Here is a 25,344-nt window from a genome sequence, read left to right as displayed (position 1 = left end):
CTCACTTGCCTCGTTCGCCGGACCGCGCCTCGGCGGCGACACGTGCCGCCTCCGTACCGGGTCGGTGTTCTTCGACCCACCCCTCGATGTTGCGCTGAGGGGCGACGCTGAGGGCCAGTGCCCCGGCGGGAACGTCCTTCCGAACGATCGCACCGGCGCCGGTCTTCGCTCCGGCACCAAGCCTAACGGGCGCGACGAGCACGGTGTGCGAACTCGTGTGCACCTGATCGGCGATCTCGGTGCGGTGCTTGTTGACGTCGTCGTAGTTCGCGGTGATGGTGCCCGCGCCGAGGTTCACCCCGCGCCCGATGGTGGCATCGCCGACGTACGAGAGGTGCGGCACCTTGCTGCCCTCGCCGATCCGCGTGTTCTTCGACTCGACGAAGGCGCCGATCTTGCCGTCGGCGCCGAGCACCGTGCCGGGCCGGAGGAACGAGAACGGGCCGACCGTCGCGCCGGCGCCGATGACGGCGAGCGTGCCGTCGGTGCGGCGCACCTCGGCGTTCTCGCCGACCTCGCAGTCGACGAGGGTCGTGTCGGGGCCGACGACGGCTCCGGTCGCGATGACCGTGGCGCCCTTCAGCTGCGTGCCGGGGCGGATGGTCACGTCGGGCTCGATCTTCACGGCGAGGTCGATCCACGTGGTCGTCGGGTCCTCGATCGTGACCCCGGCGAGCTGCCAGCCGCGCACGATGAGCGCGTTGAGCCGCGCCGCCGCCTCGGAGAGCTGCGCCCGGTCGTTGATGCCGGCGACGAGCCAGGGCTCGGCCACCGGGACGGCCTCGACCTCGGAGCCCGCCGCGCGCAGGAGCCCGATCACGTCGGTCAGGTACTTCTCGCCCTGGGCGTTCTCGGTCGTGAGGTTCGCGAGCTGATCGCGGAGCGCCGACGCGCCGAAGGCGTAGATGCCGGCGTTGATCTCGGCGATCGCCCGCTCTTCTGACGTGGCATCCTTCTGCTCGACGATGCGGTCGAAGGCACCCGCGTCGCTGCGCACGATGCGCCCGTAGCCGCTCGGGTCGTCGTAGACGGCCGAGAGCACGGAGGCGGCCGAGCCGGTGTCGCGGTGGCGGCCGAGGAACTCGGCGAGGGTGTCGGCGTCGAGGAGGGGAACGTCGCCGTTCAGGACGAGCACGTCGCCGTCGAAGCCCTCGGGCAGCGCGGCGATGGCGAGCTCGACCGCGCGGCCGGTGCCGTCGATCTCGTCCTGGTCGACGAGCACGGTGCCCGGGAAATCGGCCTCGATCGCCGAGGCGACGCGCTCGCGCTCGTGGCGCACCACGGCGAGCACGTGCGCGGCGTCGAGGGCGCGCGCCGTGGCGAGCACGTGGCCGACGATCGGCGCCCCCGCGAGCGGGTGGAGCATCTTCGGCAGGGAGGACTTCATTCGAGTGCCCTGGCCGGCGGCGAGGACGATGATCGCGAGGTTCTGGTCGGTCATGCGGCTTCCTGTGGTTGCGGCGGTGTCGGAGGCGACGGAAGAGTACGGGCTCCGCCACCAGGATTCGAACCTGGGCCTCACAGCTCCAAAGGCTGTCGTGCTGCCGTTACACCATGGCGGAATGCGCGAGGCGGCTCGCCGGCGCACGCGCCCTCAAGTCTGCCATGCCGCAAACGGCGCGCGATAATGGCGGGATGAGCGATGCCGACGAGGTCGACCGGATCGTCGACGACTGGGAGCGCGAGCGCCCCGACCTCGACTTCTCCCCATTGCAGGTGCTGTCGCGCGTCGCGCGGCTGGCGAAGCACCTCGACCGGGCGAGGCGGCAGGCCTTCGCGCGCTCCGAGCTCGAGGCGAGCGAGTTCGACGTGCTCTCGGCGCTGCGGCGAGCGGGCACCCCGTACCGGCTCTCCCCCAAGGCGCTGCTGCAGCAGACGCTCGTGTCGAGCGGCACCATGACGAACCGCATCGACCGGCTCGTCGAACGCGGGCTCGTCAGCCGCCAGACCGACCCGAACGACGGCCGCGGCATCCTCGTGGAGATGAGCCCGGCCGGCCTCACCCGGGTCGACGCGGCGATCACCCGACTCGTCGACGCCGAGGCCGAGCTGCTCGCCCGCCTGCCCGCGGCCGAGCAGAAGCGCCTCGCAGGGCTGCTGCGCAAGCTCAGCCTGGGGTTCGACGCGCTCTGAGCGGGGCGCGACGCACCTCGGGGCGGCCGCGGCCGGTCAGCGCCGCAGCACCTTGCGAGCCAGCCAGTTGCCGAGGAACTGCAGCGCCTGCACGAAGACCACGATGAGGAGCAGCGCCGCCCAGGTGATCGCCGGCTCGAACTGCCGATAGCCGTAGACGAGCGCGAAGTTGCCGAGCCCGCCGCCACCGATGAAGCCGGCCATCGCCGTCATGTCGACGATCGCGACGACGATGAAGGTGTAGCCGAGGATCAGGGGGCCGAGCGCCTCGGGGATGACGACCGTGCGGAGGATGCGGACGGGGCCGGCGCCCATGGCGCGGGCGGCCTCGATCGCGCCCGGCGAGACCGTGATGAGGTTCTGCTCGACGATGCGCGAGATCGCGAAGGAGGCGGCGATCGAGAGCGAGAAGACCAACGCGTCGTTGCCGATGCCGACGCCGATCACGTACCGGGCGAGCGGCTGCACCGCCGCGAGGAAGATGATGAACGGGATCGGGCGGAAGAAGTTGATGACGACGTTCAGGACGTTGAACACCGCACGGTTCGGCAGCAGGCTGCCGGGGCGGGTGCTGTAGAGCACCACGCCGAGCAGAAGGCCGATCGCACCGCCGATGAGCAGCGTGAGCGCGACCATGTACAGCGTCTCGTACGCGGCGACCCAGAACTCCGAGCCGAGTTCGAACAGGCGATCCATCAGGCGGCCTCCGTCACTTCCACGCGCGCGGCGATCGAGGCGAGTGCGGCGTCGGTCGCGGCATCCTCACCCCTGATCGCGAGTGTCAGATGACCGAACGCCCGGCCCTGGATGTCGTTGATGCCGCCGTAGACGAGCTCGAAGTCGAGCCCCGCCTGGGCGAGCTCGAGGAAGACCTGCGCCTGCGAGGCGTCGCCGTCGCGGAAGGAGATCGTGACGATGCGCCCCTCGTGGCGCTCGCGCAGCACGGCGAGCTCGGCGGGCGAGGGCACGCCCTTCACGACGGTCGCGACGAAGCGCTGCGACGAGGAGTTCTGCGGCGTCGAGAAGACGTCGAAGACGTCGCCGTCCTCGATCACCCGGCCGCCGTCCATCACGGCGACCTTCGTCGCGATCGACTGGATGACGTCCATCTCGTGGGTGATGACGACGATCGTGACGCCGAACTCGCGGTTCACCCGCTTGAGGAGCTCGAGCACCTCCTGCGTCGTCTCGGGGTCGAGCGCGCTCGTCGCCTCGTCGGCGAGGAGGAGTCGCGGCGAGGTCGCGAGCGCTCGGGCGATGCCGACGCGCTGCTTCTGCCCGCCCGAGAGCTGCTCGGGGTAGGACTTCGCCTTGTCGGAGAGCCCGACGAACTCGAGCAGCTCGGCCACGCGGGGCGCGATCTCGGCCTTCGACCAGCCCGCCACCTTCAGCGGGTAGGCGATGTTGCCCTGCACCGTCTTCGAGGTGAACAGGTTGAACTGCTGGAAGATCATGCCGATGCCGAGGCGGATCTTGCGGAGCTCGCGCTCGGGCAGGCCCGTGAGCTCGCGGCCGTCGAACGAGATCGAGCCCGAGCTGGCCGGCTCGAGCGCGTTGACGAGCCGCACGAGGGTCGACTTGCCGGCACCCGAGTACCCGATGATGCCGTAGACGTCGCCGGGCTCGATGTCGATCGTGACGTCGTCGACGGCGACGACCTCGCGGCCGTCCTTCTCGGGTGCCGGGTAGGTCTTCGTGACGTTCTTCAGCGCGACGAGCGCCATGGTGGTTCTCCTCCGGACTCGTGGTCCTCTGGAAACGCGCATCGGGCGGTGGGACCGGGTGGGTCGCCACCGCCCGCGCGGCGGTACGGATGGAACGGGCGTCAGCCCTTGGCGGCCTTGGTGTCGGCCTCGACCTTGGCGAGCGACTCGGCGAGGTCGGCGACAGGCGTCACGACCGGCACGCCGGTGCCGCCCGAGGCCTCGACGAGGCCGGCCTGCACCTCGGGGTCGGTCTGGAAGATCTCGACGAGCTTCTTGTAGGTCGCGTTGTCCTTGTCCTCCGCGCGGGTGGCGAAGATGTTCACGTAGGGCAGCGCGTTGGGGTCGCTCGGGTCGTCCTGCGCGATCGCGTCCTCGAAGGTGAGGCCGGCGTCGGCGACGAAGTCGTTGTTGATGACCGCGGCGGCCACGTCGGGCAGCGAGGTGGGCGTGAGCGAGGCCTCGAGGGCGGTGACCTTGACGCGCGAGGCGCTCTCGTCGACGTCGGCGAGGTCGGAGAAGATCGTGCCGCCGCTCTTCAGCTCGATGAGGCCGGCCGACTGCAGCACGAGCAGCGCGCGCGCCTGGTTCGACGGGTCGTTCGGCACGGCGACGGTCTCGCCGTCCTTGATGTCGTCGGCCGACTCGTACTTGGTCGAGTAGAGGCCGAGCGGGTAGATCGCGGTCGAGCCGATCGCGGTGAGGTCCTCACCGGCCGACACGTTGTAGTCGGCGAGGTAGACGATGTGCTGGAACTGGTTGAGGTCGAGCTCGCCCTCGGTCGTCGCCGGGTTCGGCTGCGCGTAGTCGCCGAAGTCGACGATCTCGATGGTGATGCCCTCGTCGGCCGCGGCCTCCTCGAACGCCGCCCACTGCGGGTCGCCCTTGCCGACGACGCCGATCTTCACGACCTCGCTCGCCGAGTCGCCCTCGCCGCCGGCAGCGGGCGTCGCGCACGCGGCCAGACCGAACAGGAGGGGGGCGGCCGCGAGTGCGGCGATGAGCTTCGTGGTGCGGTGTGACATGGGATTCCCTTTCGCTTCGGGCGCCGCGGTCTGGGTGCGGATGGGCGTGGAGCAGGCATGGCTCCGCCACCGTTGATTTCAGTGGGGGCTTCGATGCCGCGATCGCGGGCGCATCTCTACGCTAAGCGAAGGTTCTTCGCCGTGTTGACCACCTGGTCACAAACGGTCACAGCTTCTGCGACGTCAACCCTCGAGATTCTCAGATACTTCGAGCCAGCGGGTCTCGAGGTCGGCGACGGATGCCTCGAGCCCCCGCAGTTCGTCCCCGAGCGCGCCGAGCCCGACGTAGTCGGACTGGTCGTGACGGGCGAGCTTCTCGTGGTGCACGGCGATCTCGGCCTGCAGCTTCTCGAGCCGGCGGTCGATCGAGGCGAGCTCCTTCTCGGCGTTGCGGCGCTCGGCACCCGAGAGCGCCGGCGCAGCGGCCGTGCCGGAGGCGGGCGCTGCACCGCCGGCGGGAGCGAGCACACCGGGGCCGCCCGACGAGCCACCCGGCGCCGCCGCACCGGCCTGCCGCGCGGCATCCACCCCCGCCCGCAGCTCGAGGTACTGCTCGATGCCGCGCGGGAGGTCGCGCAGGTGCCCGTCGATGATCGCGAGCTGCCGATCGGTGACCCGCTCGATGAGGTACCGGTCGTGCGAGACGACGAGGAGGGTGCCCGGCCACGAGTCGAGGAGGTCCTCGATCGCGGCGAGCATGTCGGTGTCGAGGTCGTTCGTCGGCTCGTCGAGGATGAGCACGTTCGGCTCCTGCAGCAGGATGAGCAGGAGCTGGAGGCGGCGCTTCTGGCCGCCCGAGAGGTTCTTCACCGGGGTCGACAGCTGCGCGCTCGTGAAGCCGAGCCGCTCGAGCAGCTGCCCGGGGGTGAGCTCGACGGCCTTCGAGCCGGCGCCGACCGTGTAGCTCGCCCGCTGCTCGGCGACGACGGCGGACACCCGCTCGTCGGCCCACTCGGCGAGCTCGGCGAGCTCCTGGCTGAGGGTGGCGATGCGCACCGTCTTGCCGCGCTTCACCCGGCCGGAGGTCGGTTCGACCGCGCCCGTGACGAGCCCCAGCAGCGTCGACTTTCCGGCGCCGTTCACCCCGAGGATGCCGGTGCGCTCCCCCGGGGCGATGCGCCACTCGAGTTCGTGCAGCACGGTCTTCGAGCCCGTGGGCGACTCGGCCGACGGGTACTCGACGCTCACGTCGAGGAGGTCGACGACGTCCTTGCCGAGCCGCGACACCGCGAGCTGCGACAGTTCGACCGCGTTGCGCACGGGCGGCTCGTCCTCGATGAGCTGGTTCGCCGCCTCGATGCGGAACTTCGGCTTCGAGGTGCGCGCGGGCGCGCCGCGCCGCAGCCACGCCAGCTCCTTGCGCATGAGGTTCTGCCGCTTCGCCTCGCTCGCGGCCGCCATGCGGTCGCGCTCGACGCGCTGCAGCACGTACGCGGCGTAGCCGCCCTCGAAGGGCTCGACGATGCCGTCGTGCACCTCCCACGTCGCGGTGCACACCTCGTCGAGGAACCACCGGTCGTGGGTCACGACGACGAGCGCGCCCTGGCCCTGCGCCCAGCGGCCCTTCAGATGGCCCGCGAGCCAGGCGATGCCCTCGACGTCGAGGTGGTTCGTCGGCTCGTCGAGGAAGAGCACGTCCCAGTCGCCGATGAGCAGTGCCGCGAGGCCCACCCGTCGGCGCTGCCCGCCGGAGAGGCTGCCGACCTGCGCCTGCCACGGGACATCCGCGAGCAGCCCGCCGATGACGTCGCGCACCTTCGCGTCGCCCGCCCAGACGTGCTCGTCGATGCCGCCGACGACGGCCTCGGCGACGGTCGTGCCCGGGTCGACGACGTCGGCCTGGTCGAGCATGCCGATGCGGATGCCACGACGCTGCGTGACCCGCCCGCCGTCGGGGTCGAGGCGGCCGGCGAGGAGCTTCATGAGGGTCGACTTGCCGTCGCCGTTGCGGCCGACCACGCCGACGCGGTCGCCCTCGTCGATGCCGAGGGTCACCTCGTCGAAGACGGTGCGCGTCGGGAACTCGAGATGCAGGCGCTCAGCGCCGAGGAGGTGTGCCATGACCTGACGAGCCTAGTCGCGCGACCCGTCGGCCGCCGCCGAGGGCCGGCTCAGGACCGCAGCAGCCGCGCCCCGTGCACCGCGCCGTGCACGTGCAGGGCGTTCAGGCGAGCGGCCGACAGGGCGACCTGCAGCTCGATCGCCGAGTCCGCGTCGTCGACGAGGAAGGCGACGGTCGGCCCCGACCCCGAGACGAGGCCGGCGAGCGCGCCGTTCGCCTCGCCGAGCTCGAGGATGCCGCCGAGCCCGGGTGCGAGCCCGAGCGCCGCAGCCTGGAGGTCGTTGTGGAGCGCCGCGGCGAGCATCCGCGCGTCGCCCGCGCGGAGCGCCTGCAGCACCTCGGTGTCGACCGCGGGGGTCGCCTCACCCGGATCGAGCTCGGGGTGCGCCTCGCGGCGGCGGTCGAGTTCGCGGTAGACGCCGGGCGTCGACAGCCCGAACTCGGCGACCGCGAGCACCCAGTGGAACGAGCCGGTCGCGAGCGCGGGGCTCAGCCGGTCGCCGCGACCGGTGCCGATGGCCGTGCCGCCGGTCAGCGCGAACGGCACGTCGGCGCCGAGCTTCGCGGCGAGCGCGTGCAGCTCCTCCTTCGAGAGGCCCGTGCCCCAGAGCGCGTCGCAGGCCACGAGGGTCGCCGCGGCATCCGCGGAGCCCCCGCCCATGCCGCCCGCGATGGGCACGTGCTTCTCGACCTCGAGGCGCACGCCGCCGGGGACCCCGGCCGTGCGGGCGAGCAGCTTCGCCGCCTTGATCGCGAGGTTCGAGCCGTCGGTCGGCAGGGCCGACACGTCGACGCTGCCGCCGAACGTGACGCTGAACTCGTCGTCGGGCCACGCCCGCACGTCTTCGTAGAGCGAGACCGCCTGGTACGCGGTCGCCACGTCGTGATAGCCGTCGGGCTGCACCGCGCCCACGCGCATGAAGAGGTTGATCTTGCCGGGCGCCCGAACATGCACTGCCTCGTCGGCCCAGGCGATCGTCATGCCACCACGCTACCCGACGGCTTCCCGGCCACGACGACTCACCCGACCTCGGCGAGCCATTCGCGCATGCGGGACTTCACTTCGGCGAGGCGTTCGTCGCCCGGCATGCGGCCCCACGTCAGTCCGATCGACGAGCGGCCGCCCGGCCGGTCGCTCGATGAGGCGAGCACGAACTCGCCGCCGTCGAGCGGGAACCTCGCGGTCGGATGCTTCGCCGTGAGGTTGAGGGCGAGCGGGGCCGTGCCGAGCGCCGCCTCGACGACGCCGGCGAGCGCGCGGAGCGCCGCCGTCTTCTCGAGGTCGACCGAACGGGTCACGCTCGCCTCGTAGCTGCCGTCCTGGCGCTGCCCCGGCCGGCGGATGCCCCGCGCCTGCTCGTACGCGACCGTCACGTTCTGCGCCCACCAGGGGTCGACCCCGTGCTCGGCGACGAGCCAGGTCGCGACGGCCTTGTGCGCCCAGCCGTCGCGCTGCGCCCCAGCCTCATCGAGGCGGGCGAACCACGCCTCGCGCGGCTGCCCGGTCGCGGCCTCGACGGCGTCGTCGCCGACCCCGTCGGTGTTCGATCCCACGGTCTCACTCGCCATGCGACCACGCTACCCGTCAGGGGGCGGACGAGGCCTGCGCCGCCCGCGCGATGCGGAGGAAGTCGCCGACGACGAGCTGCTCGCCGCGCGCCTGCGGATCGACGGCCGCGGCCTCGAGCACCGCCGCCGCTGCGGCCGAGCCGCCGCCGAGCACGCCCGAGAGCGACTGGCGCAGCATCTTGCGGCGCTGCTGGAAGGCGGCGTCCACGAGCGCGAACGTCGCGACGCGCTCCGCCTCCGAGCCCGGAGCCTCCGCGCGCTCGAAGCCGACGAGCACCGAGTCGACGTTCGGCACCGGCCAGAACACCATTCGCGAGACCTGCCCCGCGGTGCGCCAGTGCCCGTACCAGGCGGCCTTCACGCTCGGCGCGCCGTAGACCTTCGACCCCGGCTCGGCCGCGAGCCGGTACCCGACCTCGGCCTGCACCATGACGATGCCCGACTGCAGCGAGTCGAAGTACTCGAGCAGGTGCAGCAGCACCGGCACCGAGATGTTGTACGGGAGGTTCGCGACGAGCCTCACCGGTGCGCCCGGAAGCTCGGTGACGCGCATCGCGTCGTCGGTGACGACCGTCAGCGAGGTGCCCGGCTGCATGATGCCCGCAGTGTGGGGCAGCTGCGCGGCGAGCCGCTTGTCGATCTCGACGGCGATGACGTCGGCACCGGCTTCGAGGAGGCCGAGGGTCAGCGAGCCGAGCCCCGGCCCGATCTCGAGCACGGTCTCGCCGCGCTCGACGCCTGCGGTCTGCACGATGCGTCGCACCGTGTTGCCGTCGTGCACGAAGTTCTGGCCGAGCTTCTTCGTCGGCGTCACGCCGAGGAGCTCGGCGAGGTCGCGGATCTCGGCGGGTCCGAGCAGGCGCGGCTGGGCGCCGGGGCCGTCGCTCTCGGCCTCGTGGCGGTGCGCGTTCACGCCCCGTCGCCCCTCGTCGTCGCCCCCTGCACGGGGTCATCCTCCCATGAGCCGTACACGGCGAGCGTGTTCGACGCGAGCTCGGCGCAGAACTCGTCGAGCGGGGCCCCGAGCGTCTCGGCCATGAATCGAACGGTGTGGGGCACGAGGTACGGCGCGTTCGGCCGCCCGCGCAGCGGCACCGGGGTGAGGTACGGTGCGTCGGTCTCGACGAGGATGAGCTCGCGCGGCAGCACCCGGAGGGCCTCGCGGAGGTTCTCCGCGTTCTTGAACGTCACGTTGCCCGCGAGGGAGCAGTACCAGCCCTCGTCGGCGGCGATGCGCGCGAGCTCTTCGCCGCCCGAGAAGCAGTGGAACACGGTGCGCTCGGGCGCGCCGACCCGGCGCAGCGTCGCCACGACCTCGTCGTGCGCGTCGCGGTCGTGGATCTGCATGGCGACGCCGTGCCGCTTCGCGATGTCGATGTGCGACTCGAAGGCGAGGAACTGCGCGGGGCGCCCCTCCTCGTCGGTGCGGAAGAAGTCGAGCCCGGTCTCGCCGACCGCGCGCACGCGCGGCTGCGCGGCGAGCTCGTCGATCACGGCGATCGCGTCGTCGAGCGAACCGGATGCCGCGAGCTCGGGCGCCTCGTTGGGGTGCAGCGCGACCGCCGCGAGCAGCCGCGGCTCGCGCGCGGCGAGCTCGGCCGACCAGCGGCTGGTGGCGACGTCGGTGCCGACCTGCACGGCACCCGCGACCCCGACGGTGGCCGCCCGCTCGAGGTGCTCGTGCACGTCGAGGAGCGTGTCGGGGCGCCCGGGCGGGGCCTCGCCGGAGGGCTCGAGGTGGGTGTGGTTGTCGTAGACCGGGACGGGCAGCGCCTCGGGCAGCGGCGGGTACTCGGGCGTCACCCGCTACTCCGCGACCTCGACGCGCGGGAAGAGCGCCTCGAGGGGTGCGACCCGCTCGCCGAGCTCGGCCTCGTGCGCGCGGTCGATGCGCGCTTGCTGCACGGTGCCGGGCGCACCGAGCGCCGTCCACAGCTTCGCCGCCGCGACGGGCGTGACGGGCGAGAGCAGCACGGCGAGGGTGCCGAGGCCGCGGTAGGCGGTCGCCAGCACCGTCTCGAGCCGCTCGCGGTTGGCCGGGTCCTTCGCGAGCACCCAGGGCTCTTCGGCGGTGAGGTAGCCGTTCAGCGCGTCGACGAGCTCCCACGCGGCGCCGATCGCCTCGTGGATCGCGAGGCGGTCGATCGCCTGCCACGAGGCCTCCGTCGCCCGGCGCTCGACCGAGGCGATCTCGATGTCGGCGGGCTGCAGGGCGCCGGCGGTCGGCACGGCGCCGTCGCAGTAGCGCGTGATCATCGCCACGACGCGCGAGGCGAGGTTGCCGAAGCCGTTCGCGAGCTCGGCCTGGTAGCGGGCCGACAGGTCCTCCCACGAGAACGAGCCGTCCTGGCCGAACGCGATCGCCCGGAGGAAGTAGTAGCGGAACGCGTCGGAGCCGAACGTCGAGGTGATCTGCTCGGGCGCGATGCCCGTGAGCTTCGACTTCGACATCTTCTCGCCGCCGACGAGCAGCCAGCCGTGGCCGAACACGCCCTTCGGCACCTCGAGACCCGCGGCCATCAGCATGGCCGGCCAGATCACGGCGTGGAAGCGGAGGATGTCCTTGCCGACGATGTGCTGCGCCGGCCAGCGGCGGGCGAACTCCTCGTCGTCCTGGCCGTAGCCGACCGCGGTGATGTAGTTGAGCAGCGCGTCGAACCAGACGTAGACGACGTGGGTCTCGTCCCACGGCACCTTGACGCCCCAGTCGAAGGTCGACCGCGAGATCGAGAGGTCGGCCAGGCCCGAGCGCACCCAGCCGAGCACCTCATTGCGGGCGGACTCGGGCTGGACGAAGTCGGGGCGCTCCTCGTAGAGGGCGAGGAGGCGCTCGGCGAACGCCGAGGTGCGGAAGAAGTAGTTCTTCTCGTGCAGCAGTTCGACGGGCTTCGAGTGGATCGCGCAGACGAGCTGCCCCTCGTACTCGCCGGCGCCCGGCACGAGGTCGGACTCCTGCTTGTACTCCTCGCAGCCGACGCAGTAGTAGCCCTCGTACTCGCCCGTGTAGATGTGGCCGTCGTCGTAGAGCTTCTGCAGGAACTTCTGCACGTTCGCCTCGTGGCGCGCGTCGGTCGTGCGGATGAAGTCGTCGTTCGCGATGTCGACGGTCTCGAGCAGCGGGATCCAGGCGTCGGCGACGAGCTTGTCGGCCCACTCCTGCGGGGTGACGCCGTTGGCGGTCGCGGTGCGGAGGATCTTCTGGCCGTGCTCGTCCGTGCCCGTGAGCATCCACGTGTCGTCACCGGCCTGCCGGTGCCAGCGTGCGAGCACGTCGGCGGCGACCTCGGTGTAGGCGTGCCCGATGTGGGGCACGTCGTTGACGTAGAAAATGGGCGTGGTGATGTAGAACGAGGAGGCTTCGGCCATGCGCTCAATCTTATGGGCGCACGGATGCCACCGCGTTCGTGTTACCCGCGCCGGTCAGCCGCGCTGCGCCTCCTCCTCGGCCCGGCGCTCACGGCGCCGACGCCGCACGCTCCCATCGCCGATCGCGGGCGGCACCGCCTCGGCGACCTCCATGTGCTCGTGCGGGGTCGGCACGCCGAGCGTGACGTCCTGCTCCTTGATCGCGGGCTCGCGCACCCGCTGGCCCGGGTACTCGACGACGCGGAAGCCGAGCACGATCTTGCCCGGGGCGTCGCGTCGGTCGAGCGCCCGGTAGGCGTCGGCGACCTCGGCGAGCGGGAACACGTCAGCGATCGGGAGGCGCACGCGCCGGGCGGAGACGAGCGCGGCGACTCGACTGAGTGCGACGACGTCGCCCGCCCCGAGCTCGACGGCCTGACTCGCCTCGACGGCGCTCTGGTCGAGCACGGTGAGGATGCGCGAACGCGGCACCCCGAGCGCGAGCGCGGCGGCGGTCTCGCCGCCGAGGAAGTCGAGGAACGCCGTCACCGGTCGCGCGTGGTCGGTCGCCTCGACGATCGCGGTCGCGCGCTCGGCGAGCCCCGGCCCGTACCCCGTGGGGATCACGCCGAACTGGCGCAGGAAGTCGAAGCGCTCCTCGGCGGTGGTGCCGATGACGGTCGCCCCGCGGATCCTCGCGAACTGGGCGGCGAGGCAGCCGACCCCGCCCGCGGCCGCGGTGACGACGATCGTGTCGTTCGGTCCGAGTGCGAGGCCCTCGACCGCGTTCCACGCGGTCGTGCCGGCGAAGTGGAGCGAACCGGCGACCTCCCAAGAGAGTCCGGGCGGCTTCGGCAGCAGCTGCTGCTCGGGCACGACGACGTGGCTCGCCTGCGCGCCTCGGGCGACGAAGCCCATCACCTCGTCGCCGCGGGCGAATCGGGCGACGCCCGGTCCGGTCGCGATCACGACGCCCGCGAGATCACTGCCCTGACGGGCCGGGAACTCGACGGGCCAGCGGTCGGGGTGCTCGCCGCGCCTGGCGGCGCTGTCGGCGGGGTTCAGCCCCGCGGCGAAGACCTCGACGAGCACCTCGCCCGTCTGTGGTTCGGGCACCGGCACCTCGTCGACCCGCAGCACTTCGGGCCCGCCGTACTCGGCGAATCGGACGGCGTGCGCGCCGCCTCCGTGCGTTCCGCGCGTGGCATCCATCTCGCACCTCCAATGTCGGGCGATGCCCCCATTCTCCCCCCGTTCGGGGGTGAGCGACAGGGGTTGCGCCGAGCAACCCTCGTCGCCGAGGATGCCCGGGCGCGTGCGCGTACCGGCGTCGCGGCTACTCGACGGGCCGCTGGCGGTGCGCGAGCGCCGCCTCGTAGAGGTCGCGCTTGCCGAGTCCGGTCTCGGCGGCGACGAGCGCGGCCGCGTCCTTCAGGCGGGTTCCCGATGCGGCGAGCCCCAGCACGCGCTCGAGCGCGCCCTCGGGGTCGACCGCGGTCTCGCCCGCTCCGCCGACGACGATCACGATCTCGCCGCGCACGCCCGCGGCGGCCCAGTCCGCGAGCTCGCCGAGGGGGCCGCGGCGAACCTCCTCGTGGAGCTTCGTGAGCTCGCGGCACACCGCGGCCGGACGGTCGGCGCCGAACGCCTCGGCGAGCGCCTCCAGACTCGGTGCGAGTCGCGACGGGCCCTCGAAGAAGACGAGCGTGCGCCGGTCGCCCGCGAGCTCGGCGAGCCGGCGCGAGCGTTCGCCGGCCTTGCGCGGGAGGAACCCTTCGAAGGCGAACCGGTCGGTCGGCAGTCCCGACACGGCGAGCGCGGTCACGACCGCGGAGGGACCGGGGATCACCGTCACGAGGACCCCGGCGGCCGCCGCCGCGGCGACGAGCGGGAAGCCCGGGTCGGAGACGGTCGGCATGCCGGCGTCGCTCAGTACGAGGAGGTCGTGCTCGCGGGCGAGCTCGACGAGCTCGTCGGCCTTCTGCCGCTCGTTGTGCTCGTGCAGCGCGATGAGGCGGGGGCGGTTCGCGATGCCGAGCGCGGCGATGAGGCGCTGCGTCACGCGGGTGTCCTCCGAGGCGATCACCGTCGCGGCCTCGAGCGCCTCCCTGAGCCTCGTCGAGGCGTCCCCGAGATTGCCGATGGGCGTCGCCGCGAGGATGATCATGCCCTCAAGTCTGTCCTAGTGTTGGGCGCATGAGTGTCGACGCGTCGGTGGAGCCCACGGGTTCCCGACTCGACGACTGGTGGTCCCGGCAGATGTCGACGCCGGCCCGCCGCCGGCTCTGGTACTGGGGCGGCCCGATCCTCGTCACGCTCATCGCCGCCGTGCTGCGCTTCTGGAACCTCGGGCACCCGCAGCAGATCGTCTTCGACGAGACGTACTACGTGAAGGACGCGTGGACGCTCATCAACAACGGCTACGAGTCGCGGTGGCCCGAGGGCGCCGACACCGACTTCGCCGCGGGCGACACGAATCTCTACCTCGACGAGCCCTCGTACGTGGTGCACCCGCCGCTCGGCAAGTGGATGATCGGGCTCGGCATGGCCGCGTTCGGCGCGGGCGACGCGTTCTGGTGGCGCGCAACCACGGCGCTCGCCGGCACGATCGCCGTGTTCCTGCTCACGCTCGTCGGACGACGGCTGTTCTCCTCGACCGCGCTCGCGGTCACCGCGGGTCTCCTGTTCGCGGTCGACGGCAACGCGATCGTGATGTCGCGGGTCGCGCTCCTCGACAACTGGGTGATGCTCTTCGCCCTGCTCGGCTTCTGGTTCGTGCTGCTCGATCGCGCGCACGCCGAGCGGGCGCTCGACGCCCGTCTCGCCGAGGCGTGGGCGTCCGGCCGCGACCCCCACTACGGACCGGCGCTGTGGGCGCGGCCCTGGGTGATCGCCGCCGGCGCCGCGTTCGGCGCCGCGACCGCCGTCAAGTGGTCGGGGCTGTGGTTCCTCGCGGCGTTCGGCATCTACCTGGTCGTGGTCGACATCCTCGCCCGGCGACGCGCCCGGGTGCCGTTCTGGCTCACCGGCGGGCTGCTGAAGCAGGCGCCGGTGACGTTCGTCCTGCTCGTCCCCGTGGCGGCGGTCGTCTACCTCGCCTCGTGGACGGGCTGGCTGACGACGGACGGGGGTTACTACCGCCACTGGGCCGAGGAGGCCGGCAACGCGGCGACCGGCCTGTTCGCGTGGGTGCCGGGCTCGCTGCAGAGCCTCTGGCACTACCACGTCTCCGCGTACGACTACCACGTGGGCGTGCACAGCGAGCACCCGTGGCAGTCGAACCCGCTGACGTGGCTCCTCATGATCCGGCCGACGAACATGTACTACACCGACGACGCCTCGAGCGGGCTGGTCTCCTCGATCATCGGGGTCGGCAACCCGCTCATCTGGTGGGCGGCCGCCGCGGCATCCCTCTACCTCGTCTACCGCGTCGCGCGGTATCGCGAGTGGCAGGCCGGCGTGATCCTCGTGGGGCTCGCCGCGGGCTACCTGCCGTGGCTCGGCTACCTCGACCGCACCGTGTTCCAGTTCTACTCGATCGCCTTCGAGCCCTACCTCGTGCTCGCGCTCGTGTTCGTGCTCGGGATGATCGCGGGCCGGCCGGGCGACGAGCGGTGGACCCGGACGCGCGGGCTCGCGATCGTGGCGGTGTTCCTCGCGGTCGTGCTGCTCGTCTCGGCGTTCTACTACCCGATCTGGACGGGCGTCCCGATCTCCCCGACGCTGCGCCAGCTGCACTTCTGGCTGCCGAGCTGGGGCTGAGCGCGGCTCACGGGTGCAGCGCGGTTCGACCGGGCTGCGCGGCGAGCCGCACCTCGAGCTGGTCGAGCACGAGGTCGAGTCCGTAGCCGAACTCGTCGCCGAAGTCGTAGTCGTGCCCGAGGACCATCTGCTCGAGCATCTCTGCGAGGTGCGGGTAGTCGTCGGCGGGCAGCTCGAGACCTTCGGCGAAGGCGTCGGCGCCCACGTCGGGGGTGAACGGCAGGTTGAGCTCGGTGAGCACGAAGCCGTAGATGTAGGCGTCGAGCACCGAGTAGGCGTGGGCGGCGAGCGCGAGGTCGAAGCCGTCGCGCCGCAGCACGCCGAGCACGCGGTCGTGGTGCCGCATGACGGCCTGTCCGGGATTCGAGCGCGACTCGAGGAGGCCGAGCGCCCAGGAGTGCTCCTTGAGCACGGTGCGCATGGTGTCGGCGCGCGAGGTCATCGCGGCGCGCCACGGCGTGCCGATCTCGAGCAGCGGGATCTCGTCGAACGCCGCGTCGGCGAGGAGGTCGAGCAGTTCGTCTTTGCCCGAGACGTGGTGGTAGAGCGACATCGCCTCGGCGCCGAGCGCCTTGGCGACGCTGCGCATGCTGACGGCGGCGAGGCCGCCGTCGTCGGCGACCTGCATCGCGGCGGCGATGATGCGCTCGCGGCTGAGCGGGGTGCGCTGGACCATTCCGACTCCGTCCTCGACCGATGCTTGCGTCCTTACGACTGTAAGGCTATCGTGAACGCCACAGGGACTTACAGGTGTAAGGGAGCAGCATGCGTGCAGGAGTGGTCGATCGCTACGGGCCGCCGTCGGTCGTGCGGATCGAGACGGTGCCCGACCCGGTCGCGGGCCGCGGCGAGGCGCTCGTGCGCGTCATGGCGGCGACCGTCAACTCGGGCGACGCGCGCATCCGCGGCGCACGCTTCCCACGCGGCTTCGCATTGCCGGGCAAGCTCGCGCTCGGTCTGACCGGCCCCCGCGCCAGGGTGCTCGGCGTCGTCTTCGCGGGGGTCGTCGAGGCGATCGGTGCGGATGCCACGGGCGGCGCCCCGCATGCGGGCGGCACCGGCGCCGCGGCATCCGGGTTCGCCGTCGGCGACCGCGTCTGCGGCATGACGGGCGCGCGCATGGGCGCGCATGCCGAACTCGTCGCAGTACCCGCCTCGCGGCTCGCGCGCATCCCCGACGGGGTGTCGTTCGACGACGCGGCCGGGGTCCTGTTCGGCGGCGCAACGGCGCTGCACTACCTGCGCGACAAGGCCGAGATGCGGGCGGGCGAGCACGTGCTCGTCGTCGGCGCCTCGGGCGCGGTCGGCACGAACGCCGTGCAACTCGCGAAGCACTTCGGGGCGAGGGTCACGGCCGTCACGAGTGCACGGAATGCCGAACTCGTCACCGCACTCGGCGCCGACCGCGTCGTCGACTACCGCGAGACGCCGCTCGAGTCGCTCGAGTCACGCGGCGAACGCTTCGACGTCGTGTTCGACACGGTGGGCGCGCTGAGCCCGGCGACCGGGCGACCGCTCCTCGCCGGGGGCGGGCGGCTGCTGCTCGCCGTCGCGAGCCTCGGCGAGATCATCACCGCCCGCGGCCCGGTGAAGACGGGCACCTCCCCCGAGCGGGCCGAGGACTTCGCGACCCTGCTCGACCTCGTCGAGCAGGGCGTGCTGCGGGTCGTCATCGACGAGACGATGCCGCTCGACCGCCTCGCCGAGGCGCACGCGCGCGTCGACTCGGGCCGCAAGGTCGGCAACCTCGTGCTGCATCCGCAGGAGGCCGCGGGTGCGGGTGCCGGCTCGGCCGAGGAGGCGGCCTGAGCATGGACCCGACCCGCATCATCCTCGCCGGCGGCTGGATCTCGCTCATGCTCGTCTACCTGCTCGGCGACGTGCTGCGCATCTTCTCGGGCGATGCCGAGCCGGGCAAGATCGCCGACAAGGCGGCCGCGAGCTGGATGTGGTTGCTGGCCGCACTCATCATGCTCGTGCCGATCGTCATGATCACGGTCTCGCTCATGGTGCCGGCGACCCCGCTCAAGTGGATCACGGTCATCGTCTCGGCCGCGCTCGTGGTGTTCAACCTCGCGGGCCTGCCGTACAAGGGCCTCTACGACAACGTGCTCATCGTCGTGAGCTTCGGCTTCAACGCGCTCGTCATCTGGGTGGCGCTCGCCTGGGCCCCGGCCGCCGAGCAGTGAGGCGACGGCTCACCCCTCCGCTTCCTCGGGGTAGCCGAACACCTCGTCGAGGCCGATCCCGAACACCCGCGCGATCCGGAAGGGACGCCGTCAGCCGTCGCTGACGAGCACGACGGCCCCCGCCTTGCGCCCGCCGTCGACGCGCCGGTAGGCCTCCGCGACCTGGTCGAGCGGCAGCACCGAGTCGATCACGGGCCGGAACCGGCGCTCGGCGACGAGCCTGCCGAGGAGCTCGAGGTCCTCGCGCTTCGCCGCGGCCTTCCGGAGCCCGGTGAAGGCGATCGCGGCCCGGCGTCGGCGCAGCAGCGCAGTCGGGCCGGCGAGCAGCAGCACGACGGGGTCGGGCACGGTCGTGAGATAGACGCCCCGAGGGCCGAGCAGGGTCCGCGCCGAGCGGAATCCCCAAGCGCCGACCGCGTCGAACACGACGTCGTAGCCGGCAGCGCCGCTCCGGCCGCGTGCGGCAGCGGTCGGGGCTGCCGCCACCGCCGCGTCCTGCGGGCGACCCGCGGTGCGGTCGATGACGACGTCGGCGCCCAGGGAACGAACGAGCTCGAGATGCGACGTGCTCGTGACGGCGGTCACGCGGGCGCCGAAGGCGTGCGCGAGCTGCACGGCGGAGGACCCGACCGAGCCGGCGGCGCCGACGACGAGCACCTCGTCGCCATCGCCGACCCGGCCGAGGTCACGCAGGAACGGGAGGGCGGTGAGGAATCCGTCGACGATCGCGACCGCCTCGGCGTCATCGAGGCCGGGAGGGGTCGGCGCGACCGCGGCGTCCTCGGCGATCACGACGGACTCGGCGTTCGCTCCGGAGGCGGGCGCGAGCGTGCCGTGCACGCGGTCGCCCACCGCGAAGCGCGTCGCGCCGACGCCGAGCGCGTCGACCACGCCGGCGAAGTCTCCTCCGGGAACCGGATTGCGGGGGCGCCGGAACCCCGCCGCGAGCCTGACCACACGCGGTCGCCCCGACCGCATGGCGGCGTCGGCAGCGCCGACGACCGATGCGGCGACCCGCACCCGGACCTCGCCGGCGCCGGGCTCGGGCGTCGGCACCTCGGCGACACGGGCGACCTCGGGCGGACCGTATCGGTCCACGATGACGGTGCGCATGGTCATTCCCCCTCCTCGGGGTACCCGAACACCTCGTCGAGGCCGACCCCGAACACCCGCGCGATCTGGAACGCCAGTTCGAGCGACGGAGAGTAGCGGCCCTGCTCGATGGCGATGACGGTCTGGCGGGTCACCCCGATGCGCTTCGCGAGCTCGGCCTGGGTCATCTCGCCCTGCCGGAACCGGAGCGCGCGCACCTCGTTCGTGACCCGCGTCGGCTTCACCACGCGGGCACCCCCCTGCGGTAGGCGACGAGCCGTGTGACGCTCGACACGACCGCCGAGAGCACGAAGCACAGGTAGACGGCGTTCGCGATCCAGAACCATTCGGCCTCGAGCATCGCGAGCACGAGTGCGCCCAACGCCCCGGCGACCACGAACCAACTGCCCACCCGCTCGCCCAGGCGGTCGATGTCGCGGTCGCGCACGTCGCCCCTGGTGCTGTCGCTCGGCGCGAAGATCTCGACGACGATGCGCAGCACGATCGCGACGACGATCGCGCCGCCGATGGTCCAGAGCATGGCCGGCACGTAGTCGACGTCGCCGATCGCGACGCCCGCGGCGAGCTGGGGCACGATCAGCGACAGGTACACGGCGTAGCCGACGACGGCGATGACCAGGTACTGCCAGGTGCCCTTCTCCTCGTACGACATGGTCGGACCCCCTTGCCTTGGATGTCAAGAATGCTTGACATCCAGTGTCAACCGAAGCAGACACGATGTCAAGCATTCTTTACATGTTCGAGCTAGTGGCTCGCACCGCCGTCGACGAACTTCAGGCCGACGACGCAGCCGACGAGGCCCATGAGCAGGGCGATCTTCACCCACGAGACATCCGAATCGCCGGTGATCATCGACCAGATGACGGTGAGCGCCGCACCGATACCGACCCAGACCGCGTATGCGGTGCCGATCGAGATGTCGCGCATCGCCCAGGCGAGCCCGCCCATCGAGAGCACGATCGCGACGCCGAAGACGACCGACGGCCAGAGCTTCGTGAAGCCCTCGGACTTGCCGAGCGCGGTGGCCCAGACGGCCTCGAGCACGCCGGACGCGATGAGGATGACCCATGCCATGACTGTTCACTCCTTGAGCCAGTCGTCATGTCCGGGTACTGGGTGCCCTCGTCCGGTGGCCGTCTCTCACGACCTGTGGACAGGCTAGCAAGCGCGCCTGATCAGGCGCTGTGCACGAGGGTGAAGTGCTCGACCACCGGGAACGGCTCGTAGAACCCGTGGAGCAGCGCCCGCCAGCGCTCGTACTCGGGCGAGCCGCGGAACCCCTGCTCGTGCGCCTCGACGCTCTCCCAGTGCACGAGGAGCAGGTACTCGTTCGGCGTCTCGATCGAGCGCGACAGGGTCAGGTCGACGAAGCCCGGCATCGAGGAGATGATCTGCTTCGCCTCGGCGAACACGGTCTCGAACTCCGCCTCGCGGCCGGGCACGACGGGGAGGAGGGCATGCTCGAGGATCATGCGCCCACCGTAGCGTCCGGCGGCTCGACCGCGGGGCGTCCCTCGAGCGGCGCGGCGGACGCGAGGTGGTCGCGCAGCGCCGACTGGATCGCGGGCAGCGCCCGGGCGACCCGGTCCTCGACGTCGCCGTGCACCTCGAGCCAGGGCACGCCGCTCGCGGCGAGCGCGTCGCGGAAGCGCTGCTGCGCAGCGCGGCGCGATCCCCCGCCGTCGCCGGTGCCATCCACGAACGGGATCTCGTCGCCCGCGAGCACGTAGAGCACCGGCCGGTGCGCGGCGGCCCGGGCGACGAGGCGGGGCGCCTCGTGGCCGACATGCCATTCGTGCCGGATCGCCGTCGCGAGCACGTCGGTGTCGCAGACGAGCACCGGCACCGGCACCCGGCGCAGGGCCGTCTGCTCGAGCGCGAGCTGGCGGTCGACGATGAGGTCGAACTCGTCGCTGCGCCACGGCCCAGTCGGACCGCCCTCGCGCGTCGCGGAGTACTCGCGGCCGTACTCGGGCACCCAGTCGGTGCCGAGCGCCTCGGCGAGCGCCGCCGAGAGCGTCGTCGTGCCGGTCGACGCGGCGCCGACCACGACGACGCGCGCCGCGAGGTGCGCGCGGGCGGCCGGGGCGAGCTCATGCCAGAGCCCCCACGGGTCGGCGCGCACCGCGGTGCCCGAGACGGGGTTCAGCACCCGGCCGGGGTCGACCTGCACCCACTCGGCGCCGAGCCGGCCGGCGAGTTCGGCGCCGTACGGGTCGCTCGTGAAGACCGCGTCGACGGGGCCCGCCGCGAGCGTCGCGATGAGGGCGGTGTGCGCCTCCCACGAGGCATCCGAGTCGAAATCGACGGGAGCGTCGTCGACGGCGGCGACGACCCTCGCGGTCGGATGCTCCTCGCGCACCCACTCGGCGCGCGCGTCGAGGGGGATCGTCTCGCCGCTCGAGCCGAGCACCTCGACCGTGACCCGGTCGCAGGCGCGCAGCGCGCTCGTGATCAGGCTGGAGTGCCCGGCGTGCAACGGGTGGAACCTGCCGATGACGAGCCCGTGCGCGAACCGGTCCTCGCGCTCAGACACGCGCGGGTTCCCGTGCTGCGGGCGCCCCGATCGCGGAGCCGAGTGCCCGGGCCCACGGGGCGGAATGCCGATCGATCACCAGAAGAGCCTAGAGAACGCGAAGGCACCATGCGCACCGCGCGCGCGAAGGATCCGCGAACGTGCGTTGCCCCGCGTTACGAATCGCACCGGATCCACCCCGCCGCGCGCGTAGCGTTGCCCGCATGGCAGACCGCGAATACGGCTTCAAGACCCGCGCCATCCACGCGGGCAACATCCCCGACCAGGTGACGGGCGCCCGCGCGCTGCCGATCTACCAGACGAGCGCGTTCGTCTTCGACGACACCGCCGACGCGGCGGCCCGCTTCGCGCTGCAGAAGTACGGCAACATCTACTCGCGCCTCGCGAACCCGACGGTCGCGAGCTTCGAGGAGCGCGTCGCGAGCCTCGAGGGCGGCCTCGGCGCCGTCGCGACCGCGTCGGGCCTCTCGGCGCAGTACATCACCTTCGCCTCGCTCGCGGGCGCCGGCGACCACATCGTCGCCAGCGCGAACCTCTATGGCGGTTCGATCACCCAGCTGGATGTCACGCTCCGCCGCTTCGGCGTCGAGACGACGTTCGTGGCGAGCTCCGACGCGGCCGACTACGCGGCCGCCATCCAGGAGAACACGAAGGCGCTCTTCGTCGAGACCATCGCGAACCCCTCGGGCGAGATCGCCGACCTCGAGGCGCTCGCCGACGTCGCGCACGCGCACGGCATCCCCTTCATCGTCGACTCGACGATCGCGACCCCGTACCTCAACCGACCGATCGAGTGGGGCGCCGACCTCGTGACCCACTCGGCGACGAAGTTCCTCGGCGGCCACGGCACCACTCTCGGCGGCGTCGTCGTCGAGTCGGGCCGCTTCCACTGGCACTCCGAGAAGTTCCCGCTCTTCGGGCAGCCGGTGCCGAGCTACGGCGGCCTCGAGTGGTCGGGCAACTTCGGCGAGTACGCGTTCCTCACGCGCCTCCGCGCCGAGCAGCTGCGCGACATCGGCCCCTCGCTCGCGCCGCACTCCGCGTTCCTGCTCGCACAGGGCGTCGAGACGCTGCCGTACCGCATCCAGGCGCACATCGACAACGCCCGCGCCGTCGCGAACTGGCTCGCCGAGGACCCGCGCATCGAGCGGGTGCTGTGGGCGGGCCTCCCCGACCACCCGCACTTCGAGCGGGCGCAGAAGTACCTGCCGAAGGGGCCGGGCTCGGTGTTCAGCTTCGAGGTGAAGGGCGGGCGCGCCGTCGGCCAGGCGCTGATCGAGAACGTGAACCTCGCCTCGCACCTCGCGAACATCGGCGATGCGAAGACCCTCATCATCCACCCCGCCTCGACGACCCACGCGCAGCTCACCGAGCAGCAGCTCGTCGACGCGGGCGTCGCGCCCGGCGTGGTGCGGCTCTCGGTCGGCATCGAGGACGCCGACGACATCATCTACGATCTCGACCAGGCGCTCAGCGCCGCGACCGGAGGCACGCGATGACCGACACCCTCAGCACGGATGCCGCCGCGGAGAACGCGACCGACTCGCTCGAGACGGTCCGCTTCGCGAACGGCCTCTCCTGCGAGCTGCCCGCCTCCTCGCCCCTCGCGAAGCTCCTGCACTCGCAGCGCACCTGGGTCGGCCCCGACGCGAAGGCGCGCCTGCGCATCCTGAACGCGGCGAAGTCGGTCGCGATCGTCGGCGCCTCGCCGAAGCCGCAGCGCTCGAGCTACTTCGTGGGCACCTACCTGCAGCAGTCGAGCGACTACCGGCTCTACTTCGTGAACCCGATGGAGACGGAGATCCTCGGGCAGCCGGCGTACGCGAGCCTGAAGGACCTCCCCGAGGTGCCCGACATCGTCGTGGTGTTCCGCCGCGGCAGCGACATCCCGAGCGTCATCGACGACGTCGTCGCCGTCGGCGCGAAGACCATCTGGGTGCAGCTCGGCATCTGGAACCAGGAGGCCGCGTACTCGGGCGAGGAGCAGGGTCTGACCGTCGTCATGGACCGCTGCATCAAGGTCGAGCATGCCCGTTTCCACGGCGGGCTCCACCTGCTCGGCTTCGACACGGGCCAGATCACGAGCCGCAAGACGCTGCGCTAGGCGCGACGCGGGCGGGCCCGCCCTATCCGAGGCGCTGCAGGGCCCGCTCGCGACGCGCGGCGACGCGCGATCCCGACTCGCGCCGGGTCATCCGCCGGAGGACGATCGGCGCGAGGACGAGTCCCACGATGCTCCACGCTCCGAGCACCACGGCCGTCTCCACCGGTCGCCACGAGCCGTGGAGCTCGATCGCGGCCGCCGAGTCGGGCAGCAGGGCCGAGCGCATGCCGAGGCCGAGCCAGTACACGGGGAACGCCTGCGCGACCCACTGCAGCCACTCGGGCAACGCGGTGATCGGAGCGAAGATGCCCGAGATCGCGATGAGTCCGAGGACCGGCAGGGAGACGTAGCCTGCACCTCGCGAGGTCGAGACGAACGATCCGACGAAGACGCCGACGGCCTGGGTCGCGACGAGGCCCAACGCCAGGACCCACGTGAAGGTCAGCCACGAACCCGGCCGGCCGGTGTCGAGCCCGTCGACGAAGACGAGCCCCGGGAGGAGGATGATCGCGAGGTAGGCGAGGATCGTCGCCGAGATCTGCACGAGCTTGCCGATCAGGTAGGCGCGGATGCCGTTCGGGGTGACCTTCGCACGCAGCAGGGAGCCGTCCTCACGGTCGGCGGCGAGCTGCTGCACGACGAGCAGCATGCCGAGCGCCACGAACATGCCGAGCGCTCCCGGCAGGATGAAGGTGTCGAGCGTGTAGTCGGGGCCGATCGGAACGTCGCGGAGGAGGAAGACGGCGACGAGCGTGGCCACCGGCCAGAGCAGCTGGCCGACGAGCTCCGCGCCGCTGAACGCGAGCCGGAGCTCGATCATGCCGCGCGCGAACCCCGCGCGGACTCCTGCGATTCCGGTGCTCATCGCGCCGCCCCCTCCAACTCGGGCTCGTCCGCGGTCATCGCGGCGGCCTCGGCCTCGCGGACCAGTGCCAGATACGTGTCCTCCAGCGACGCGCGACGGATCTCGAGCGCGCTGACCGCCGTGCCGTGCTCGAGCAGCAGCTCGCGCGCGAACGCCGTCGAGTCGGCGACGAACCGGGTGCGACGGTCGCCGCCCTGCACCCAGCGCACCTCGTCGGCGCCCACGATCTCTCGCGCCAGCTCCTCGGCGGTGCCGTCGGCGATGATCCGGCCCTGCGTGAGGATGATGATGCGGTCGGCGAGCAGCTCGGCCTCGGCGAGATCGTGCGTGGTGATGAGCGCCGTCATGTCGAGTTCGCGCGAGACGCGACGGACCAGGTCGTGGAAGTCCCGGCGCGCCTGCGGGTCCAGGCCCGCGGTCGGCTCGTCGAAGTACACCAGTTCGGGTCGCCCGACGAGGCCGACCGCCACGTCGAGACGGCGCCGCTGGCCGCCCGAGAGCGAGGAGAGCCGCCGACCGGCGTTGTCCGAGAGGCCGACCGCCTCGAGCAGGTCGTCGACGTCCCATGGGCGGGGCATCCGTTCGGTGGCGTACCGGGCGTAGAGCGAGCCCTGATACGCGAGCAGCTCGCGGACCCGCCATTTCGCGTGGTCCCGCCAGGATTGCAGCACGATGCCCGTCCCGGCTCGCCAGCCTTCGGCGCCGCGGGCGGGGTCGACGCCGAGCACGTCGACTCGACCGGCCGAGCGTGCCCGCAGGCCCTCCAGGATCTCGATCGTGGTGGACTTGCCCGCCCCGTTCGGCCCGAGCAGGGCGACGACCTCGCCCCGGCGCACCTCGAAGGACACGCCCTTCAGCACGTCGACCGTGCCGTAGCGCATGCGCAGGTCGTCGACCTCGATCACGGGGCGCTCCGCCGACCTCGTCGGGCGCTCCAT

The 25,344-nt window shown here is 71.9% G+C and carries 27 protein-coding genes and 1 tRNA gene; 6 read left to right on the top strand and 22 right to left on the bottom strand.

Going from position 1 to position 25,344, the window contains the following annotated elements; all coding sequences use genetic code 11:
- Nucleotide 1: 1 nt before the first annotated feature.
- Both glmU and ACFVTR_RS15185 read right to left on the bottom strand, forming a co-directional pair.
- On the bottom strand, nucleotides 2-1,441 hold the full coding sequence (gene glmU, locus ACFVTR_RS15190) for a bifunctional UDP-N-acetylglucosamine diphosphorylase/glucosamine-1-phosphate N-acetyltransferase GlmU (protein WP_387038619.1): 1,440 nt from the start codon (nucleotides 1,439-1,441) through the stop codon (nucleotides 2-4).
- A gap of 49 nt (nucleotides 1,442-1,490) precedes the next feature.
- Nucleotides 1,491-1,562, bottom strand: a tRNA-Gln gene (locus tag ACFVTR_RS15185).
- Nucleotides 1,563-1,635: 73 nt separating this feature from the next.
- Between ACFVTR_RS15185 and ACFVTR_RS15180 the strand changes: the two genes are divergently transcribed.
- Complete coding sequence (locus ACFVTR_RS15180) at nucleotides 1,636-2,133, top strand: MarR family winged helix-turn-helix transcriptional regulator (protein WP_376947197.1); 498 nt, start codon at nucleotides 1,636-1,638, stop codon at nucleotides 2,131-2,133.
- Nucleotides 2,134-2,169: 36 nt separating this feature from the next.
- Here the strand turns inward: ACFVTR_RS15180 and ACFVTR_RS15175 are convergent, their stop codons facing one another.
- From ACFVTR_RS15175 to rsmI, 11 genes are all read right to left on the bottom strand, one after another.
- On the bottom strand, nucleotides 2,170-2,829 hold the full coding sequence (locus tag ACFVTR_RS15175; protein WP_387038616.1) for a methionine ABC transporter permease: 660 nt from the start codon (nucleotides 2,827-2,829) through the stop codon (nucleotides 2,170-2,172).
- Nucleotides 2,829-3,857, bottom strand: coding sequence for a methionine ABC transporter ATP-binding protein (locus ACFVTR_RS15170; RefSeq protein WP_387038614.1), 1,029 nt, complete (start codon nucleotides 3,855-3,857; stop codon nucleotides 2,829-2,831). The genes ACFVTR_RS15175 and ACFVTR_RS15170 overlap by 1 nt, the downstream gene beginning before the upstream one ends.
- A gap of 101 nt (nucleotides 3,858-3,958) precedes the next feature.
- Complete coding sequence (locus ACFVTR_RS15165; RefSeq protein ID WP_387038612.1) at nucleotides 3,959-4,861, bottom strand: MetQ/NlpA family ABC transporter substrate-binding protein; 903 nt, start codon at nucleotides 4,859-4,861, stop codon at nucleotides 3,959-3,961.
- A gap of 183 nt (nucleotides 4,862-5,044) precedes the next feature.
- Entirely contained in the window at nucleotides 5,045-6,922 is a 1,878-nt protein-coding gene (locus ACFVTR_RS15160) for an ABC-F family ATP-binding cassette domain-containing protein (RefSeq protein WP_387038610.1), read from the bottom strand.
- A 50-nt stretch (nucleotides 6,923-6,972) separates the two neighbouring features.
- On the bottom strand, nucleotides 6,973-7,905 hold the full coding sequence (locus tag ACFVTR_RS15155) for a 4-(cytidine 5'-diphospho)-2-C-methyl-D-erythritol kinase (protein ID WP_387038608.1): 933 nt from the start codon (nucleotides 7,903-7,905) through the stop codon (nucleotides 6,973-6,975).
- Between the two features lie 38 nt (nucleotides 7,906-7,943).
- Nucleotides 7,944-8,492, bottom strand: coding sequence for a DUF4287 domain-containing protein (locus ACFVTR_RS15150; RefSeq protein WP_387038606.1), 549 nt, complete (start codon nucleotides 8,490-8,492; stop codon nucleotides 7,944-7,946).
- Between the two features lie 16 nt (nucleotides 8,493-8,508).
- A complete protein-coding gene (gene rsmA / locus ACFVTR_RS15145; RefSeq protein ID WP_387038603.1) occupies nucleotides 8,509-9,405 on the bottom strand; it encodes a 16S rRNA (adenine(1518)-N(6)/adenine(1519)-N(6))-dimethyltransferase RsmA in 897 nt (298 codons plus the stop codon).
- On the bottom strand, nucleotides 9,402-10,295 hold the full coding sequence (locus ACFVTR_RS15140) for a TatD family hydrolase (protein ID WP_387038602.1): 894 nt from the start codon (nucleotides 10,293-10,295) through the stop codon (nucleotides 9,402-9,404). Before ACFVTR_RS15140 ends, rsmA begins: the two co-directional genes overlap by 4 nt.
- Nucleotides 10,296-10,298: 3 nt before the next feature.
- Complete coding sequence (gene metG, locus ACFVTR_RS15135; protein WP_387038600.1) at nucleotides 10,299-11,858, bottom strand: methionine--tRNA ligase; 1,560 nt, start codon at nucleotides 11,856-11,858, stop codon at nucleotides 10,299-10,301.
- Nucleotides 11,859-11,912: 54 nt separating this feature from the next.
- Complete coding sequence (locus ACFVTR_RS15130) at nucleotides 11,913-13,049, bottom strand: NADP-dependent oxidoreductase (protein ID WP_387038598.1); 1,137 nt, start codon at nucleotides 13,047-13,049, stop codon at nucleotides 11,913-11,915.
- 124 nt (nucleotides 13,050-13,173) lie between these two features.
- Nucleotides 13,174-14,004 (bottom strand): 16S rRNA (cytidine(1402)-2'-O)-methyltransferase, encoded by an 831-nt coding sequence (rsmI, locus tag ACFVTR_RS15125; RefSeq protein ID WP_387038597.1) that lies wholly within the window; start codon nucleotides 14,002-14,004, stop codon nucleotides 13,174-13,176.
- Between the two features lie 29 nt (nucleotides 14,005-14,033).
- On the opposite strand from rsmI, the gene ACFVTR_RS15120 reads away from it, so the two are divergent.
- Nucleotides 14,034-15,599 carry a dolichyl-phosphate-mannose--protein mannosyltransferase gene (locus tag ACFVTR_RS15120; protein WP_387038596.1) on the top strand — a complete coding sequence of 522 codons (1,566 nt, stop codon included), beginning with the start codon at nucleotides 14,034-14,036 and terminating at the stop codon, nucleotides 15,597-15,599.
- A 7-nt stretch (nucleotides 15,600-15,606) separates the two neighbouring features.
- Here ACFVTR_RS15120 and ACFVTR_RS15115 read toward each other — a convergent pair whose 3' ends face one another.
- Entirely contained in the window at nucleotides 15,607-16,275 is a 669-nt protein-coding gene (locus ACFVTR_RS15115; RefSeq protein WP_387038594.1) for a TetR/AcrR family transcriptional regulator, read from the bottom strand.
- A gap of 89 nt (nucleotides 16,276-16,364) precedes the next feature.
- Here ACFVTR_RS15115 and ACFVTR_RS15110 point away from each other — a divergent pair, with 89 nt between their 5' ends.
- Nucleotides 16,365-17,408 carry an NAD(P)-dependent alcohol dehydrogenase gene (locus ACFVTR_RS15110; RefSeq protein ID WP_387038593.1) on the top strand — a complete coding sequence of 348 codons (1,044 nt, stop codon included), beginning with the start codon at nucleotides 16,365-16,367 and terminating at the stop codon, nucleotides 17,406-17,408.
- Nucleotides 17,409-17,410: 2 nt separating this feature from the next.
- Complete coding sequence (locus tag ACFVTR_RS15105) at nucleotides 17,411-17,788, top strand: hypothetical protein (RefSeq protein ID WP_387038591.1); 378 nt, start codon at nucleotides 17,411-17,413, stop codon at nucleotides 17,786-17,788.
- A gap of 90 nt (nucleotides 17,789-17,878) precedes the next feature.
- Here the strand turns inward: ACFVTR_RS15105 and ACFVTR_RS15100 are convergent, their stop codons facing one another.
- From ACFVTR_RS15100 to ACFVTR_RS15075, 6 genes are all read right to left on the bottom strand, one after another.
- Nucleotides 17,879-18,907: an NAD(P)-dependent alcohol dehydrogenase gene (locus ACFVTR_RS15100; protein WP_387038589.1), complete on the bottom strand. Its 1,029-nt coding sequence runs from the start codon at nucleotides 18,905-18,907 to the stop codon at nucleotides 17,879-17,881.
- A complete protein-coding gene (locus ACFVTR_RS15095; protein WP_387038587.1) occupies nucleotides 18,904-19,128 on the bottom strand; it encodes a helix-turn-helix transcriptional regulator in 225 nt (74 codons plus the stop codon). Before ACFVTR_RS15095 ends, ACFVTR_RS15100 begins: the two co-directional genes overlap by 4 nt.
- Nucleotides 19,122-19,553, bottom strand: a complete 432-nt coding sequence (locus ACFVTR_RS15090; RefSeq protein ID WP_387038585.1) for a hypothetical protein — start codon at nucleotides 19,551-19,553, stop codon at nucleotides 19,122-19,124. Before ACFVTR_RS15090 ends, ACFVTR_RS15095 begins: the two co-directional genes overlap by 7 nt.
- Nucleotides 19,554-19,645: 92 nt before the next feature.
- The gene (locus ACFVTR_RS15085) at nucleotides 19,646-19,975 is read right to left on the bottom strand and encodes a DMT family transporter (protein ID WP_387038583.1); all 330 of its coding nucleotides are present in this window, start codon (nucleotides 19,973-19,975) and stop codon (nucleotides 19,646-19,648) included.
- A gap of 101 nt (nucleotides 19,976-20,076) precedes the next feature.
- Nucleotides 20,077-20,373 carry an antibiotic biosynthesis monooxygenase family protein gene (locus tag ACFVTR_RS15080; protein WP_387038581.1) on the bottom strand — a complete coding sequence of 99 codons (297 nt, stop codon included), beginning with the start codon at nucleotides 20,371-20,373 and terminating at the stop codon, nucleotides 20,077-20,079.
- Nucleotides 20,370-21,437, bottom strand: a complete 1,068-nt coding sequence (locus ACFVTR_RS15075; protein ID WP_387038579.1) for an AAA family ATPase — start codon at nucleotides 21,435-21,437, stop codon at nucleotides 20,370-20,372. Before ACFVTR_RS15075 ends, ACFVTR_RS15080 begins: the two co-directional genes overlap by 4 nt.
- 203 nt (nucleotides 21,438-21,640) lie before the next feature.
- Between ACFVTR_RS15075 and ACFVTR_RS15070 the strand changes: the two genes are divergently transcribed.
- A complete protein-coding gene (locus tag ACFVTR_RS15070) occupies nucleotides 21,641-22,936 on the top strand; it encodes an O-acetylhomoserine aminocarboxypropyltransferase/cysteine synthase family protein (protein ID WP_387038577.1) in 1,296 nt (431 codons plus the stop codon).
- Entirely contained in the window at nucleotides 22,933-23,541 is a 609-nt protein-coding gene (locus ACFVTR_RS15065; protein WP_387038574.1) for a CoA-binding protein, read from the top strand. The genes ACFVTR_RS15070 and ACFVTR_RS15065 overlap by 4 nt, the downstream gene beginning before the upstream one ends.
- A gap of 22 nt (nucleotides 23,542-23,563) precedes the next feature.
- On the opposite strand, the gene ACFVTR_RS15060 is transcribed toward ACFVTR_RS15065, so the two are convergent.
- Nucleotides 23,564-24,406 carry an ABC transporter permease gene (locus tag ACFVTR_RS15060; RefSeq protein WP_387038573.1) on the bottom strand — a complete coding sequence of 281 codons (843 nt, stop codon included), beginning with the start codon at nucleotides 24,404-24,406 and terminating at the stop codon, nucleotides 23,564-23,566.
- Entirely contained in the window at nucleotides 24,403-25,344 is a 942-nt protein-coding gene (locus ACFVTR_RS15055) for an ABC transporter ATP-binding protein (RefSeq protein WP_387038571.1), read from the bottom strand. The genes ACFVTR_RS15060 and ACFVTR_RS15055 overlap by 4 nt, the downstream gene beginning before the upstream one ends.

The organism is Agromyces sp. NPDC058126 (assembly GCF_042884595.1).
In the GTDB taxonomy this organism is placed as follows: domain Bacteria; phylum Actinomycetota; class Actinomycetes; order Actinomycetales; family Microbacteriaceae; genus Agromyces.
This window is presented reverse-complemented; position numbering and strand designations above follow the sequence as displayed.

Bases quoted from the DNA above. Each gene is read 5' to 3' on its own strand.
- glmU (WP_387038619.1), bottom strand. From the start codon at position 1,441: ATGACCGACCAGAACCTCGCGATCATCGTCCTCGCCGCCGGCCAGGGC.
- ACFVTR_RS15085 (WP_387038583.1), bottom strand. From the start codon at position 19,975: ATGGCATGGGTCATCCTCATCGCGTCCGGCGTGCTCGAGGCCGTCTGG.
- metG (WP_387038600.1), bottom strand. From the start codon at position 11,858: ATGGCCGAAGCCTCCTCGTTCTACATCACCACGCCCATTTTCTACGTC.
- ACFVTR_RS15105 (WP_387038591.1), top strand. From the start codon at position 17,411: ATGGACCCGACCCGCATCATCCTCGCCGGCGGCTGGATCTCGCTCATG.
- ACFVTR_RS15065 (WP_387038574.1), top strand. From the start codon at position 22,933: ATGACCGACACCCTCAGCACGGATGCCGCCGCGGAGAACGCGACCGAC.
- ACFVTR_RS15120 (WP_387038596.1), top strand. From the start codon at position 14,034: ATGAGTGTCGACGCGTCGGTGGAGCCCACGGGTTCCCGACTCGACGAC.
- ACFVTR_RS15055 (WP_387038571.1), bottom strand. From the start codon at position 25,344: ATGGAGCGCCCGACGAGGTCGGCGGAGCGCCCCGTGATCGAGGTCGAC.
- ACFVTR_RS15155 (WP_387038608.1), bottom strand. From the start codon at position 7,905: ATGACGATCGCCTGGGCCGACGAGGCAGTGCATGTTCGGGCGCCCGGC.
- ACFVTR_RS15110 (WP_387038593.1), top strand. From the start codon at position 16,365: ATGCGTGCAGGAGTGGTCGATCGCTACGGGCCGCCGTCGGTCGTGCGG.
- ACFVTR_RS15070 (WP_387038577.1), top strand. From the start codon at position 21,641: ATGGCAGACCGCGAATACGGCTTCAAGACCCGCGCCATCCACGCGGGC.
- ACFVTR_RS15165 (WP_387038612.1), bottom strand. From the start codon at position 4,861: ATGTCACACCGCACCACGAAGCTCATCGCCGCACTCGCGGCCGCCCCC.
- ACFVTR_RS15175 (WP_387038616.1), bottom strand. From the start codon at position 2,829: ATGGATCGCCTGTTCGAACTCGGCTCGGAGTTCTGGGTCGCCGCGTAC.
- rsmI (WP_387038597.1), bottom strand. From the start codon at position 14,004: ATGATCATCCTCGCGGCGACGCCCATCGGCAATCTCGGGGACGCCTCG.
- ACFVTR_RS15115 (WP_387038594.1), bottom strand. From the start codon at position 16,275: ATGGTCCAGCGCACCCCGCTCAGCCGCGAGCGCATCATCGCCGCCGCG.
- ACFVTR_RS15130 (WP_387038598.1), bottom strand. From the start codon at position 13,049: ATGGATGCCACGCGCGGAACGCACGGAGGCGGCGCGCACGCCGTCCGA.
- ACFVTR_RS15150 (WP_387038606.1), bottom strand. From the start codon at position 8,492: ATGGCGAGTGAGACCGTGGGATCGAACACCGACGGGGTCGGCGACGAC.
- ACFVTR_RS15160 (WP_387038610.1), bottom strand. From the start codon at position 6,922: ATGGCACACCTCCTCGGCGCTGAGCGCCTGCATCTCGAGTTCCCGACG.
- ACFVTR_RS15060 (WP_387038573.1), bottom strand. From the start codon at position 24,406: ATGAGCACCGGAATCGCAGGAGTCCGCGCGGGGTTCGCGCGCGGCATG.
- ACFVTR_RS15100 (WP_387038589.1), bottom strand. From the start codon at position 18,907: ATGACCATGCGCACCGTCATCGTGGACCGATACGGTCCGCCCGAGGTC.
- ACFVTR_RS15090 (WP_387038585.1), bottom strand. From the start codon at position 19,553: ATGTCGTACGAGGAGAAGGGCACCTGGCAGTACCTGGTCATCGCCGTC.
- ACFVTR_RS15180 (WP_376947197.1), top strand. From the start codon at position 1,636: ATGAGCGATGCCGACGAGGTCGACCGGATCGTCGACGACTGGGAGCGC.
- ACFVTR_RS15080 (WP_387038581.1), bottom strand. From the start codon at position 20,373: ATGATCCTCGAGCATGCCCTCCTCCCCGTCGTGCCCGGCCGCGAGGCG.
- ACFVTR_RS15170 (WP_387038614.1), bottom strand. From the start codon at position 3,857: ATGGCGCTCGTCGCGCTGAAGAACGTCACGAAGACCTACCCGGCACCC.